This is a genomic window from Gemmatimonas aurantiaca T-27 (assembly GCF_000010305.1).
Lineage (GTDB): Bacteria > Gemmatimonadota > Gemmatimonadetes > Gemmatimonadales > Gemmatimonadaceae > Gemmatimonas > Gemmatimonas aurantiaca.
The window spans coordinates 181416-195892 of sequence record NC_012489.1 but is presented as its reverse complement, the minus strand read 5'-3'; the positions used below and the strand labels follow the sequence as shown (position 1 = coordinate 195892).

At 64.7% G+C, this 14477-nt stretch carries 14 protein-coding genes; 5 read left to right on the top strand and 9 right to left on the bottom strand.

Translation table 11 applies throughout. The features are described from left to right. Positions 1 to 2: 2 nt before the first annotated feature. The 7 genes from GAU_RS00830 to argC form a co-directional block, all read right to left on the bottom strand. The gene (locus GAU_RS00830; protein WP_012681653.1) at positions 3 to 2174 is read right to left on the bottom strand and encodes a M20/M25/M40 family metallo-hydrolase; all 2172 of its coding nucleotides are present in this window, start codon (positions 2172 to 2174) and stop codon (positions 3 to 5) included. 73 nt (positions 2175 to 2247) lie between these two features. Continuing rightward, positions 2248 to 2844, bottom strand: a complete 597-nt coding sequence (locus GAU_RS00825; protein WP_156798839.1) for a hypothetical protein — start codon at positions 2842 to 2844, stop codon at positions 2248 to 2250. Between the two features lie 30 nt (positions 2845 to 2874). After that, the gene (locus tag GAU_RS00820; protein ID WP_083765364.1) at positions 2875 to 4500 is read right to left on the bottom strand and encodes an alkaline phosphatase family protein; all 1626 of its coding nucleotides are present in this window, start codon (positions 4498 to 4500) and stop codon (positions 2875 to 2877) included. A gap of 406 nt (positions 4501 to 4906) precedes the next feature. Further along, the gene (locus tag GAU_RS00815; RefSeq protein ID WP_012681650.1) at positions 4907 to 5551 is read right to left on the bottom strand and encodes an FMN-binding negative transcriptional regulator; all 645 of its coding nucleotides are present in this window, start codon (positions 5549 to 5551) and stop codon (positions 4907 to 4909) included. Positions 5552 to 5609: 58 nt separating this feature from the next. Continuing rightward, complete coding sequence (locus GAU_RS00810) at positions 5610 to 6845, bottom strand: aspartate aminotransferase family protein (protein WP_012681649.1); 1236 nt, start codon at positions 6843 to 6845, stop codon at positions 5610 to 5612. A gap of 5 nt (positions 6846 to 6850) precedes the next feature. Beyond that, the gene (argB, locus tag GAU_RS00805; RefSeq protein WP_012681648.1) at positions 6851 to 7633 is read right to left on the bottom strand and encodes an acetylglutamate kinase; all 783 of its coding nucleotides are present in this window, start codon (positions 7631 to 7633) and stop codon (positions 6851 to 6853) included. 73 nt (positions 7634 to 7706) lie between these two features. Beyond that, entirely contained in the window at positions 7707 to 8726 is a 1020-nt protein-coding gene (gene argC, locus GAU_RS00800; RefSeq protein ID WP_012681647.1) for an N-acetyl-gamma-glutamyl-phosphate reductase, read from the bottom strand. 119 nt (positions 8727 to 8845) lie between these two features. Between argC and argR the strand changes: the two genes are divergently transcribed. The 5 genes from argR to GAU_RS00775 all read left to right on the top strand — a co-directional run bounded on the left by argR (position 8846) and on the right by GAU_RS00775 (position 13087). Continuing rightward, entirely contained in the window at positions 8846 to 9307 is a 462-nt protein-coding gene (gene argR / locus GAU_RS00795; protein WP_012681646.1) for an arginine repressor, read from the top strand. Positions 9308 to 9318: 11 nt separating this feature from the next. Continuing rightward, positions 9319 to 10737: an argininosuccinate lyase gene (gene argH, locus GAU_RS00790; RefSeq protein WP_012681645.1), complete on the top strand. Its 1419-nt coding sequence runs from the start codon at positions 9319 to 9321 to the stop codon at positions 10735 to 10737. Beyond that, positions 10734 to 11435, top strand: a complete 702-nt coding sequence (locus tag GAU_RS00785) for an HAD family hydrolase (RefSeq protein ID WP_012681644.1) — start codon at positions 10734 to 10736, stop codon at positions 11433 to 11435. The genes argH and GAU_RS00785 overlap by 4 nt, the downstream gene beginning before the upstream one ends. A 150-nt stretch (positions 11436 to 11585) precedes the next feature. Then, a complete protein-coding gene (locus GAU_RS20130; protein WP_012681643.1) occupies positions 11586 to 12137 on the top strand; it encodes a DUF3332 family protein in 552 nt (183 codons plus the stop codon). 416 nt (positions 12138 to 12553) lie between these two features. Continuing rightward, complete coding sequence (locus tag GAU_RS00775) at positions 12554 to 13087, top strand: outer membrane beta-barrel protein (RefSeq protein ID WP_012681642.1); 534 nt, start codon at positions 12554 to 12556, stop codon at positions 13085 to 13087. Between the two features lie 111 nt (positions 13088 to 13198). On the opposite strand, the gene GAU_RS00770 is transcribed toward GAU_RS00775, so the two are convergent. Next, a complete protein-coding gene (locus tag GAU_RS00770) occupies positions 13199 to 13777 on the bottom strand; it encodes a hypothetical protein (protein WP_041265114.1) in 579 nt (192 codons plus the stop codon). A gap of 121 nt (positions 13778 to 13898) precedes the next feature. Continuing rightward, a complete protein-coding gene (locus GAU_RS00765; protein ID WP_012681640.1) occupies positions 13899 to 14456 on the bottom strand; it encodes an outer membrane protein in 558 nt (185 codons plus the stop codon). Between the last annotated feature and the right edge of the window lie 21 nt (positions 14457 to 14477).

The following is a 14477-nucleotide window of genomic DNA, read 5'->3' as shown; positions in this document are numbered from 1 at the left end:
GCTCAGCGACGTGTCGGCGCGCTGGGAGCCGTAGTAAGCGCCGTGCGGGCACGGAGCATGGCCGCCGACGCGGCATCGAAACGCTTTACGAGATCCGCGATCTCGGCGTTGGTTTCCGCCTCGGTGCCGTATCGGATCGCTTCGTTCACACCCGGGAACACCATCGACGAATAGCCGTTGTCCACGTCTGCCGCATAGATGAGCGTGCGGTACCACGGCCGACTCTTGAGCCCCGCATCCCGCGCGAAGCCACGTTCCACCGACAACAACGCCGCGTTGGCGGCCTCCTTCTGCTCTTTGGCAACACCCTTGGCCAACGTCGCGTCACGCGCCGTGGCAAACTCATTGGCCGCCTGATTGAGCTTGTTGATGGCGGCCGTGAGCGTCGCCACCTGCGCGGTGCTCCATCCCTTCTGCGTCATGCCCCGCTCCACCGGCGCGATGTAGCGCAGCATCGTACGCGCGAACTCGGCGTAGTCGTACGGCAACACTTCGGCATTGGCCAAACGCAACGCCATCGCCGCACCGATACGGCCGGCGGCCGCGTGATACAGAAAGCCCGGATCACCGAACCGTTCCATCCACGCGAACGTGTCGTATGCGGAGTGATACGTGCCGGCCGGACCACCAAAGCCCCAGTCTGCGGTGGGGATGCCGAAGTGATTGTAGAACCCGGCAAAGTCGCTGCCACCGCCCGGATCGCCCATGCCCGGCTCCAGCGAATCAACGCGCGTGCCCGACGTGAGACGCCAGGCCTGATACACGGAGCCGCGCCCCTTCGGATCCGGCACACTCTTCACAATGTCCCGCAGAATGGCGCGCATCGAGGGCGAACCGCCACCACCGAACTGCGAGCCCTGTGCCGACACGTCCTGATTGAGATAGGCCACGGCGCCCTTCTTGAGGCGCAGCGAATCGTCTTCCACGTACTCCGTGCTGCCCACCAGCCCCCACTCCTCGGCGTCCCACGTGGCGAACACGATGGTGCGCTTGGGACGCAGCCCCTTCTTTGCCATATCCGACAAGGCATTGGCTGCTTCGAGCACACTCACCGTGCCGCTGATATTGTCAGCCGCACCCGGTCCCCACGAATCACGATGTGCCCCGATATAGATGTACTGGTCGGGATACTCGCTGCCACGCAGATAGCCGAGTGTGTTGTGGATCTGCTTGGTGCCCTTGGTGGCTGCATCGGTGACCACTTCCACCTTCACCTGCACCGGGCCGGGGCCCACGTGGTACCGCAGCCCCATGCCACCCTGCCAGTTGCGCGGGATATCCGTGCCCCGCACCTGCGACAACAACTGCTCGGCATTGTACGCGCTGATGGGCACCACGGGCAGCTTGGTCAGCGGTGTGTCTTCCGGCTTGAGCCGCGGCGCACCCGGCTTGCTGGCATATCCCGGTGTGAGTGGATCGCCCGTGCCATTGAACACGCTACCACGCTGTACGCCACGCAACGGGCGCATCGGACCGTCGGGATAGATGTCGCCCTGCACAAATCCGTCGTCGAGCGGGTCAGTGTAGATGAGCACCGCCACCGCCCCGCGCTTCTCCGCTTCACGCGCCTTGATGCCGCGGAACGAACGGCCGTAGCGCGCCAACACCACCTTGCCCTTCACCGACACACCCATCGAATCGAGCGTGGCGTAGTCTTCGATGAGTCCGAAGTTCACGAACACCAGCTCACCCTGTCCGACGCCTTCACCGGTGGAGCCGTTGGCCGTGAGATACTGCGGCAACTGCGTGGCCGGATCACTCGCGATCGGCGGCTCGGCCAGATCGAGCGACACCGTATCGCGCCCCAGACGGGTGATCTTCACACTCGTCGCGTGCGGCAACCACACGTCGTACGTGCGGATCTCCGTCTCGAGCCCCATCGCCTTCATTTGCGCGATGACGTAGTCGCGTGTGCGCTCCTGCGCCGCCGTGCCCGCCACATGCGGCTCGCGCGACAGCGAGGACGAATGCGTGCGGGCGCGTGTCGCCAGCGGTCCGGCGATCGCCTGTTGCTCCAACTGGCGCTGAGCGGCGGCCGTCGCCGGTGCATATCCCGGAATGGTGGGCAATGCCCCCGCCTGGGCATGCATCACAGACGGCGCGGCGAGAACCGACCCCGAAAGCACGGCCGACATGGCCGCACTCAGCAGGCGGGAGGGGTGGGAGACAAACACGACGAACTCCGGTGAATGGAATGGACAAGAGATGTCCCCGAGCCACGCCCTGGGAACAATCCACCCCCCGAAATTACTCGGCTTCGTACTCTTCTGCGGCCCGCATGAGGGCCTGCTGCAGCAACGCCTCGCGGTCGCCATTGTCGGGCAGCGCCGCACTCAATGCGGCAAACTGGCGCAACATTTCGTCTTCGAGCTGCCCACGGGTGGGAGACTGGACCCCCAGCACGGCCAGCGACATCACCGCCAGGTCGCGCAACTGATGCACCGTCTCAGGATCCAACGCCTTGAGCGTGGGCGGGCGCGTAGGCTCGGGCGCTTTTTCCCGGCGACGACGCGGCACTTCGAACAGCGCCGTCAGGGGCGCGAAGTTCACCACGAAGGAACCGGGCGTGTGCTCCGCGTAGCCCGCAATGACATTGCGTCGGCGCAGTGACGGCAACAGGCGCACGATCGCTTCGCGCACCGGCGAATACCCTTCGAGACTGTTGTTGCCGCGCCCCGTGATCACCAGGGCTTCCGACACACCCTGTACCTGACGCTCCCGCAGCCACCGCTCACAGAGTGCGGTGGCCTGCAGCGCAGTGGGCTGCAACGAGCGCAGGTTGAGCGTCCGCCCATCCCCAAACCGGATTTCGTCGAACGCACGATCGATCGAGTGCATGGACACGGAGGGCGGACGCCTGTACGACGAAGTGGATTATTTGCCGGTGGACGCCGGGAGGATCATGCGCAGCACCTTGCCGTCGATCGGTTCGATGGGCTCGACGCCCACGATCTCGGCCAGCGTGGGCGCAATATCCACCGAACGGATGGGCTGCGTATAGCGGCCCGGCTTCACCATCGGCCCCATGAACAGGATGGGGATATGCGCGTCGAGATCGTACGGTGATCCGTGCGTCGCGTACCGCGTGGTGACCCAGTAGTAACCTTCCTTGAAGGTCAGCGTGAGTTCGGCCTGGAGGTCCTTGGGAATGGACTGGTTCCAGCGACGCGCGATCTTGTCGCCTTTGGCCGCCGCCGTGGCCAGCGTGTTCACACGGTCCACACGCAGCATGCCCGGCAGCTTGATGAGCGCCGCACGCAGGGAGGTCACCACGGAATCGGCGTTCACCTTCTTGGCGATCAGGCGCGGCCGGTCGAGCATGATGATGCCGGACTGCATGAGCAGCGCATCACCTTCGATACCGCGGGCCGCCAACGCACTCCGCGCGGCATCCATCACCGGACGGATGTCCACCCGGCCACGATTCGGATCGGCGCCCGGGAATGCCAGTTCAGGATATGGCGTGACGCCATGATCGGCACTGAGGGCAAAGACGATGCGGCTGGAGTCGCGCAGTTTGTACAGCGAATCGATCAGGCGACCCAGCGCGCGGTCGGTACGCAGGATCTGGTCGTGCAATTCGAGCGACGCGGGGCCGTACGCATGGCCAATCGCATCCACCGTCGACAGGGACACCGAGAGCACATCGGTGCTGGTACCCTTGCCGAGATCGAGCGCCTGCAGCCCTTCGAGCGCCATGTCCACCGTGATCTCATCCATCCACGGATAGTCCGTGAACTGGAACGTGCCCTGACGACGGTCGGCCGACAGCTTGTGCGGGAACGTGAAATCACGTCCACCGTGTTCGATGGGCACCGAGTCTTTCTCGGTGTACTCGGACGCCGGCAGGAGCAGGTTCCATTCGGTGCCGAGGTACTTGGCGGTCACATCGCGCGCATTGAAGCGCTGCACCCAGCTCGGCAATGTGTCCGCGTAGTAGCGGCTGGTCGTGAAGCCACCGTCGAGCGAGTACCAGTACACCTGTTGCTTGGCGCGACCCAGCGGCAGAATGGCGCCGCGGTCTTTGCGCGACACCGACAGCGCGCGGGAGAACTGATCACGCGTGCGCACCCAGTCGAAGAACGCCGAACCGCGGAATCGGTACGGCGATGCTCCACCGCCACGTCCGAACAGCAAGGGCGCCTGCGGGTCGGCGACGCCGATTTCGTTGAGCACCACGCCGGTGTGTGCCGGAAACCGTCCGGACCAGAGCGTGGCATGGCCTGGTGCCGTTTCCGTGACCGCGTGGTCGTGGAAGGCCTGGGTGAAGAACGCGCCCTGCTTGAGCAGGCGCGCAAATCCCCCTGTGAACTGCGGCCGAAACCGGTCGAGATAGTCGGGACGCAGCTGGTCGACGGTGATCTGAACGACCAGCGTCGGCTTGGTCTGGGCAGCGAGAGCAGACGGCAGTGCGGCAGAGACGGCCGCCGTGACAACGGCAGCGGTCGTGGCCGCACTCACCATGTTCGCATGCATGAGGAGACGACGAAGAGTGCGCATGCCGAAAAGTACACCCGGAAACTTGACCTGTCGTTACGGCCAGTGGGGTGCGGTATGGTGTGAAACCGACTCGTGACGGAATACCCACGCAGAGTCGACGCTGCACATGGTCAGCGATGCAGGATCACCGGCGGCCCCGTCCGGCCTCGAGCGCGCCGCCGGATCGACGCGCCAGGACAGGGCCTACACCGCCGGTGATCGGGTCACGCGGGCTGCAACGCGCCGCGGCCACAGTGCTTCCGAGCGAATTCGCGGAACCGACACGCGATGGCGACACCTGACGTGCGCCGCGTGAACGAACCGCACCGTTCACGGAGGCACGTGAAGGTGGCAACAATATTGATCGAATGTTGCGGACTGGCAAGAACAAACCACGAACGATCGTCGAAAACGATCGCGCGACCGATCAGCGCACCGGCTTTCTCGCGATCATGTCCGCGACCACATCCGGTGCCGCGCCGCTCGCGCCGAGTCCGGCAATCACGCCGTCGATGTCGGCGTGTGAACGGTTTTGGCTCATCTTGAATTTTCCTTCCAGCACGTCGATCGCGATCTCGATACCGACGATGGCGCGCATCTGCTGCGCAATGAAATCCGCCGGTGCGTCATCGACCGCCCACGCCTTGGGCTGCGTGGCTTCGTGTGTGTCGGTGAGACGATGCAGGTGCGCCAGGAGGAAGGACGGATCGTCGTGCAGCGTGACCGCGCCATGCACATGCACGGCACTGAAATTCCAGGTGGGAACGACCTTGCCGTGCTCCTGCTTGCTCGGGTACCACGTCGGCGTGATGTAGGCATCGGCGCCGCTGAAGATCGCGAGGACCCGTTCCCCGCTGGCCAGCGCCGCCAGGTGACCGACGTGCGGATTGGCGCGCGCGAGATGTCCCTGCAGTACGCCCCGCTCACGGTCGACGTGCAACGGCAGGTGCGTCGCGTACAGTCCGCGTTCACCACCCGACGTGCCCGATACGAGCACGCCGAGGGGATGTGCCGCGAGGAAATCGAGGAGCACGGTGCGATCCGTCTCCCGGTAGGACGCTGGGATGTACATGGTGCCGTCGATGGCGGGCAGCCCGGCGCCCGCCGATACGGGCGCCGGTGTTTTTGAGTTACGCCTTGATCGCGCCTTCGAGAATGGCGAGCCCCTTGGCCAGCTCCTCGCGGCTGATCACCAGCGGCGGCAGAAAGCGCAGCGTATGCTCGCCGGCGCTCACCAGCAGCAGTCCCTGATCGAATGCCCGGGCGATGATGGCCGCGGCAGGTTCGTGCACGTCCATGCCCCACATGAGACCGGTGCCACGGATGGCACGCACCGCTCCCGTACGATCAGCGATCGCCTGCAACTGCTCACCGAACCAGGCGCCCGTTTCCCGCACATGCTGCAGCAACGCCGGATCAGCCAGACGCTGTACGACATGATGCGCCACATGGGCCAGCAGCGGACCGCCACCAAACGTGGTGCCGTGATCACCGGGCTGCATCACACGGGCCACCGTATCGTTGACCAGAATGGCACCCATCGGCAAACCATTGGCCAGCGGCTTCGCGATGGTGAGCATGTCCGGTTCGAAGCCCAACTGCTCGTAGGCGAAGAACGAACCCGTGCGGCCGAGGCCACACTGGATCTCGTCGAGGATGAGGAGAACATTGCGCTCACGCGTGAGCTCACGCAGTCCGCGCAGGAACTCCGGCTCCACGATGCGCACCCCGCCTTCGCCCTGAATTGGCTCGACGATCACCGCGGCCGCCGTTTCCGGATCGAGCACGGCGCGCAGCTCCTCGAGATTGCGTTCCACAATGGTCACCCCGCCCATGAGCGGACGGAACGGCAGGCGATACGCCGGCCGATCGGTGGCCGCCAGCGTGCCGGGCATACGGCCATGGAAGGAACCACGTAGCGCGATGATCTCGTGCTTGGCCTGATGTCCCGTGCTCTTGGCCCACCGGCGCGCAAACTTGAACGCCCCCTCGTTGGCCTCGGCGCCCGAGTTGGAGAAAAACACACTGCTCGCAAACGAATGCGCCACCAGCCACGACGCGAGCGCCTCACCCGGCGCCGTGCGATACAGGTTGGACGTGTGAATGAGTCCCGTGGCCATGGCTTCCTGCATGGCCTGCATCACGCCTGCATCCGCGTGGCCGAGCGATGACACCGCGATACCGGCGACAAAGTCGAGATAGCGCTTCCCCGACTCGTCGATCATGTGGACGCCTTCACCTCGGACAAAGAGCGGCGCCTGTCGCTTGTACGTGCCCAGAATGGCGGGCAGCGTCGTCGGTTCCGCAGCCGACGACGTCGGCGTCAGGGCAGTGGCGGAAGCAGGCGAGGGCATCGTCGAAGTCATGGCAGCTACCTGGAAGAGACGGCATCCGTTGCGTCGGCGCGCGCAACGATCGCGGTTCCCGCGCTGGGAACAGTGAGTGCGGCGAGATCTCCGATCCGCACTCGGGACACACCACCCGCCAGCGCCGCAGCGCAGGCGTCGAGCTTGGCGGCCATGCCGCCACCAGCCACACCACTGGCCACGAGGGCCTGCGTTTCTTCGAGCGTCAGTCGTGGTACGAGCGTCTTGTTGCCATCGAGTACACCCGGCACGTCCGCCATCAGGAACAGCTCATCAGCGCCCAGTGCCGCCGCGATCGCGGCCGCGGCATCGTCGCCGTTCACATTGTAGGCACCCGCCACCGACACATCCTCGCGCGCCGCCACCGGCGAAATCACCGGCAGGTAGCCGGCCGCCAACAACGCACGGGCGACGCCCGGATTCACCGACGCCGGCGTCCCTGAATGCCCAAACGTCGCCGCATCGATGGGGGTGGCGCGCAACAGTCCGGCGTCTTCACCGCTGATGCCCACGGCCGGCGCACCGGCCGCCACCAGCGACGAAACCATCTGCTTGTTGGCGAGCCCCGACAGCACCATGCGCACCAGCTCGAGCGCCGTATCGGTGGTCACCCGCCGACCACCAATGAACACCGGCTCTTCACCACGCAGACGCTGCAGCGCGCTGATCTGGTCACCGCCGCCATGCACGATCACGACCCGGCCGCCGCTCTGATGCCAAAGGGCAGCGAGGGCAGCCGGCAACGCCGGGTCGTTCTGTGTGCGGCCACCGAGTTTGACGACAAACATCTTTGGAGAGAGTGGGGCAGGTGGAGTGGAATACCGACGTGTTGCCGGTCGCGGCGATGCGAACCAGAACCGCTTATCGCTGCAACCCGGCCGTCTCCGGCAACCCCAACATGAGATTGGCGTTCTGCACCGCCTGCCCCGCCGCGCCCTTCACGAGATTGTCGATCGCGCTGAACACCAGCAGCGTCGGCTGACGCATCCCGGTGGGTGAAACGGCGCCGATGCGCACGACGTTGCGATGTTGCACGTCGGCCAGCGCGGGCAACCCGGTCGTCAGTTCGACGAACGGTTCGTTGGCGAACGCTGTGCGGAACGGCTCCAATGGGTCGGCGAGCGGACGGGTCAGCGGCACCGTGATCGTGGACAGAATACCGCGGTCCACCGGCAGCAGGTGCGGCGTGAACAGCAGATCGCAGTCGGCCCCGAGGTGCGACAGCGTGTCCCGCATCTCGAACAGGTGCCGGTGGGCGTTGCCCACACCATAGGCGCGGTAGTTCTCGGTGACTTCCGCAAACAGGTACTCGAGCTTGGGCGATGCGCCCGCACCACTGATGCCGCTTGCCGCCGCGATGTTCACGGTGGCTCCCGGCGCGATCAATCCCGCCTTGGCCAACGGCGCCAGCGCGACCAATACGCTGGTGGCATAACACCCCGGGTTCGCCACCACGCGCGCGCCATGCAGCGGTGCGCGGAACAGCTCGGGCAGTCCGTACGGCGCATCGGCCGGCACACCATCCGGCAACGCATGCGTGGTGCCCCCATGCCCGGGCCGCAGGTCGCTCGACAGGTCCACCACCCGCGCGCCGGCCGCGATCACCTTGCCCACCCACTCGGCCGACGCGCCGTGTGGCAGCGCCGCAAACACCAGGTCCACCCCCGCCAGGTCCGCCTCTTCCGGGCCGATCAACGGGATGTCATGCACCGCACCGCTGGCACGCACGCGGAGCGTCGTGCCGCGCTGAGTGTGGGCCGTGGCAAAGGCGAGCGAGAGCTGCGGATGACCGGTCACCAGCGCGCACAGCTCACGCCCGGAGTAGCCGGAGGCACCCAACACCCCCACACGATAGGTTGGCAACGAAGACGAGTCGGGCACGTTCAATGGAGCGGAAGACGGTTGCATCAGGACCGGCATGTTATGCACAATTAATGCATAATTTTGCAGAAGGGTGCTGTCAATCGCCCGGACGCCCTCAGCCTCATTCCGGAGTCCCGTTGTCAGACAAACGCGAGCGCCAGCAGACCATTCGCGAGATCGTCGCGGCGCATGCCGTGGCGAGCCAGGAGGAGCTGCGACGACAGCTCGCGGGTCGAGGCTGGGACGTCACGCAGTCCACCCTCTCCCGGGATTTGCGGGAGTTGCGTCTGGCCCGCATTCCCGACGGCCAGGGACGCGCCCGATATGCATTTTCGGATCAAACCAACGGTGACTACGAGCTCGCCCGACTGGAGCGCATGCTCCCGGAATTGCTGGTCGCCGTGGAGGGGGTGCAGGTGCTGGTCGTCGCCCGCACGATGAAATCCGGCGCGCAGCCAGTGGCCGAAGCGCTCGATCAACTCGAATGGCCGGACGTCGCAGGCACCATCGCTGGTGACGACACGGTCCTCATCATCTGCCGCAGCACGGAAGGGCGTGAGCGTGTGCTCCGCAAACTCCGCACCTACATCGACCGCTAGATTTCCGCGCCATGACTGCCTCCTCTTCATCCGAATCCGGCTCCGCTGCTGGCACCCACAAGTTGTGGGGCGGCCGATTTGCCGGCGGCCCGTCGCCGCTGCTCGACGCCATCAATCGCTCCATCGGCACCGACTTCCGTCTCTGGCCGCACGATGTGCGCCTGTCGCAGGCCTGGGCCGCCGGACTCGGTCACGCCGGCGTGCTCACCCAGGACGAAAGCCTCGCGTTGCAGCAGGGACTCGACCGTGTCGCACAGCGCATCGCCGATGGCGCACAGCCCGTCGCGACGGATGAAGACATCCACACCATGATCGACCGGTTGCTGCACGAAGAAGCCGGCACGGTGGCGTCCAAGCTGCACACCGGTCGCTCACGCAATGATCAGGTGGCCACGGCGTCGCGCCTGTGGACCATGGATGCCTGCCAGAAGCTCGATGCCGCCATTCGGGAACTGCAGCAGGCCCTGCTCACGCAGGCGGAAACGCTCACCGACGCCATCCTGCCGGCGTACACGCACCTGCAGCGCGCACAGCCGGTGAGCGGTACCCATTGGCTGCTCTCGCACTTCTGGCCACTCGATCGTGATCGCACCCGTCTGGCCAACGCCGCACGCGGCACGGCCACCTTGCCACTCGGCTCCGGTGCCATCGCCGGTTCGGCGTTCCCGATTCCGCGCACGCTGATCAAGGACACGCTGGGCTTTGCCGCCATCTCGCCCAACTCCATCGACGCCACGGGCGACCGTGACTTCGTGGCCGAAACACTGTTTGCGTGCACCATGACCGCCGTGCACTGCTCACGTATTGCCGAAGATCTCATCATCTACGGCTCCAGTGAGTTCGGCTTTGTGAAATTCGGGGATGGCTTCTCCACCGGCAGCAGCATGATGCCGCAGAAGCGCAACCCGGATGTCTTCGAGCTTGCCCGTGGCTCGGGCGCCCGTGTGCTGGGCGACTTGGTCTCACTGCTGGGCACCATCAAGGGTCTGCCCAGTGGTTACAGCAAGGATTTGCAGGACGACAAGCGCGCGCTGTTCAACGCCGTCGACCTGCTGTTCCTGGTGTTGCCGGCCATGGCGGGCGCGATCAGCGAATTGCGGTTCAATCGGGATCGCATGCGCAACGCGGTGTCGAGTGCCATGATGGCCACCGATCTCGCGGACTATCTCGTGAAGAAGGGCGCGACATTCCGCGAGGCACATGGTGCGGTGGGTTCGCTCGTGCGTCAGGCAGAAGAAGCCGGCATCGAAATGACCGACATTCCGCTCGAGGCGTTCAGCAAGGCACACGCGCTGTTTGGCGACGATGCGCGCGACGCCCTGGGCGCCGAAGCCTCGTTGGCCGCACGCGATATCGATGGGGGTACCGGACCGAATGCGGTGGCACGCCAGCTCGAGCAGGCCCGCGCCAGCCTCACCCGCTCGGCATGAACGCATCTGGTGACCTGATCGCCACCGACACGCCGTTGGTATCGCCACTCGAAGGGGTGGTCTTCGACTGCGACGGTGTGTTGGTGGACAGCGAGCGCATCACCAATCGGGTGTGGGCAGAACTGCTGACCGAGCTGGGAATGCCCACCACCACCGAACAATCCCTCGCGACCTACCTCGGCAACTCGATGGCACGGTGTCTCGAGATCGTCGGTGAGCAGTTTGGCCGGCCTGCGCCGGACGAACTGCTGCCACGGTTTCACGCTGCCGTGGCGGTGGCGCTTCGGAACGAGGTGACGGCCGTGCCGGGCATTGTCGCGCTATTGGACGCGCTCGATGCCGCTGGTGTGCCCTACGCCGTGGCATCCAATGGTGAGCAGGCAAAGATGCAGACCACACTGGGAGCTACCGGTCTGGCATCACGCTTCGTGGGCCGTCGGTTCTCGAGCCTCGACGTCGGCCGCCCCAAGCCGGCACCCGACGTGTATCTGCACGCCGTACAGGCACTGGGCGCGACCCCCGCGCGCACCGTCGCCGTGGAAGACAGCCCGCTTGGTGTGCAGGCCGCCGCCGCAGCCGGTATGACGGTGATCGGCTACGCAGAGCTCGTGGCGCCGGCGCGATTGCGCGCGGCAGGCGCACGGATCACGGTTGAGCACCTCGATGAGGTCGCTCCGTGGCTTGGACTCGCCCGATAGGATCGCAACATCAGTCCATTGACGCCGTTGCCGCGATTCACGAAGTTTGGCGCGCTGTTGTTCCGCCCATCCCTGTGTCATGACCTGAATGGTCAAGGAGCCTACCCGATGCGTCGCCTGAATCCCCGTAACTTTGTGCTTGCTTGACTGATGGGTGTCACCCTGGTGTCGAACACGGCATGCTTTGCGAGCTTCCCGCTCACCCGCAAGCTGTACAACTACAACAAGAACCTGGGCGGCAAGTGGGCGCAGGAACTGTTCTTCCTGGCGACGGGTGTGATTCTACCGGTGTACGGCGTGGCCGGATTGCTCGACATGGTCGTGTTCAACTCCATGGAATTCTGGACCGGCAAGCCGGCACTCGCGTCGGCATCAGCACCGGAGACGAAGGTCAAGGTCGTCGCGAAGGGTGACGTCAAGCTCACGCAGACCATGACGCGTTCGACGGAAGGCCGTACGATGATCCTCGAAGAAGAAGTGAAGGGTCAGTTCCACAGCCGCACCGTGCTGTCGCAGGCGGCTGATGCGTCGGTGGTCACGGCCAACATCACGTACGCCGATGGCCGCACCGAGACCCGCACGCTCTCGGTCAACGAAGCCGGCAAGTTCACGGTGACGGGTTCGAAGCAGTTGCCGCGCACGCTCACGCCGGCCGAAGTGGAAGCCCTCACGGCACGCCTGTCGACACTCAGCGCGTACTGAGTTCTTCACACGTTGTTATGGCAGCGCTCGGTTGCCTTGCAGCCTGCGGCATGAGTCATCGGGGGGCGCGGACCTTTGGGTGCCCGCTCCCCGTTTGCTTTTTGTCGTGACAATATTGGCGCGCCCCAGGTAAGCCGCTGACCGCGCTGCTCGCACGGGCGGCGTGGTATTTCCATTCTCAGGTATGTGAGACGCACGGGGCGTTCCGTACACTGAAACCAAACCGGATCGATCGGACGTATGTCACTCGTGGCCGAGGTGCCGTCGTCACACGAGGGGCGTATTGGTTTCATGTGAAGAAGCGCCCCTTGCCGAGACGCGCCTTCACCCCCATTGATTGAGGCGGGCGCTGAAGCCCCGTCTTTTGTCAACATCGACAGCACAGAACAGATTTCTCACCGTTTCAGGAGTAGTGCATGATCGCTCGTTTTGCCCGTTTCGCTGCCGCCGCCGCCCTCGTGGCCGCGCTGCCCCTTACCGCGTCGGCCCAGTTCGCAAAGGGTGACCGTATTGCGACCGTGAATTTCATGACCGGTGGTGACTACGACGGTGCCGGTTTTGGCGGTCAGGCTGAGTGGGGCCTTCTGCCGATCGGCAAAGCGACGCTCGGCGTCGGCGCCTTCGTTGGCTATGTGAGCGACAAGCAGACGTTCGGAAGTGCCGAGTACAAGATGTCGGCGATCCCGGTGATGGCTGTGGGCAACATCCACTTCCCGATCGCTTCGCAGCCGAAGCTCGATGTGTATGCCGGCGCCAGCGTTGGCTTCATCCGCGCGTCGTGGGACACGAACGTCCCGTCCAGCTTCGGGATCGACGACAGCAACACGGATTCCGGCTTTGGCATCCAGGGCGGCGCTCGTTACTGGGTCGGCTCGAAGCTCGGCATCAACGGCCAGATCGGCTTTGGCGACATCCCGCTCATCCACGCTGGCCTGTCGTTCAAGTTCTGATCGTACCGATTCATGAAAGGGGGCGCGTGCAGATGCACGCGCCCCCTTTGTCATGTCCGCATCGCCGTCCGTGGCGCACGCGGTGCACTGCGAGCAGCGCACAGTCTCCGATCAGAACGCGTATCCGATGGTCAGCCGCATCGTGGGCAGCACACGTTGAATACCGTCACTGCGGTCGTCGGAAATGAAATAGCGCTTCACACCACCACCAATGGTCACGGCCGTTGATTGGCTGCTGCCGAGCAACCATTGGTACTGCCCCTCGACCGAAAACGTCGGTGCCGACTCGGTAGTGTGGTTCTCCTGGCAATTCGCCCCCACCATATCGCACAGGCTGTTCTTGCGGCGCACCGCACCATAGCCGAGTCCCGCGGCCATCCCCAGACCGTGCAGCGCGCGTTCCTGTGGATAGAGTCGAATTTTTGCGTCGATGTTCGTGTAGTAGTCGTCGAATCGCATGTACGACCCCGCGAGTGCAAAAGACACGTTGGCGCGGAGGCGATGTTCGTACTCGCCCTGGAAATAACCGAGCAGCGGCAAGAACGGATTGATCGCGATGATGTGATTCGGGCCGCCCGTCTCGCGCGTCTGATCGCGGAGTGATCCCTGGGCGGCAAGCGGTTCACGGGGAACGAATGCCACGCTCGCAAGCATGGCGACACTCATGGCACGCGCGGCACGTCGCATCATGCGGTGCCGTGCGCGAGATGTTGGATACCACATGGAAACCTCGCTGGTCCATCAAAGGGATGGACAAGACAAATGCCCTGCGCGCACGAGGCGCGCAGGGCATTGCCCGCCCATCCGTGAATCAGAAACGCACGCCGAATGTGATCGGCAGCCAGTTTGTGCTGCTGCCATCAGTGAAGACGTTGACGTACTTCGCCTCGAGGAACGTGGAGAAACCCGAGAGCTGGAAACGCAGGCCACCGCCGACCTGAATGCCCAAATCCGTAGAGCTTGGCGTGCTACCGCCGGTGGAGCCCAGATCGATCGTGGCCTTGGAGTTGTACATCCCGACGCCGCCGAGGAGGTACGGCTTGACCATGCTGGCCGAATTCACGCTGTAAAGCGCATTCGCCACAAAACCGATGCTCTGCAGGTTCACGTCATCGGTGGCCTTTGCCGACCAGCGGTCGAAGCTCACGTCACCGCGAAAGCCCAGAGATTTCATGGACGCTGGTTTCAGGAAGATGTGGCCCGCGCCGGTGAATCCCGACTCAGTGGCATCTCCAAGATCGCCCATAGGCAGCGACAAACCACCGCTGAGCCCAAACGACACCGGCTTGTCGGTGCTGGCCTGCGCCGAGAGCGCCGCCGGAGCAGCGATGGCCGCAGCCAGTCCGAGCATACGCAGTGCACGCTTCATGCTTTCCTCCAAAGTGTTGAA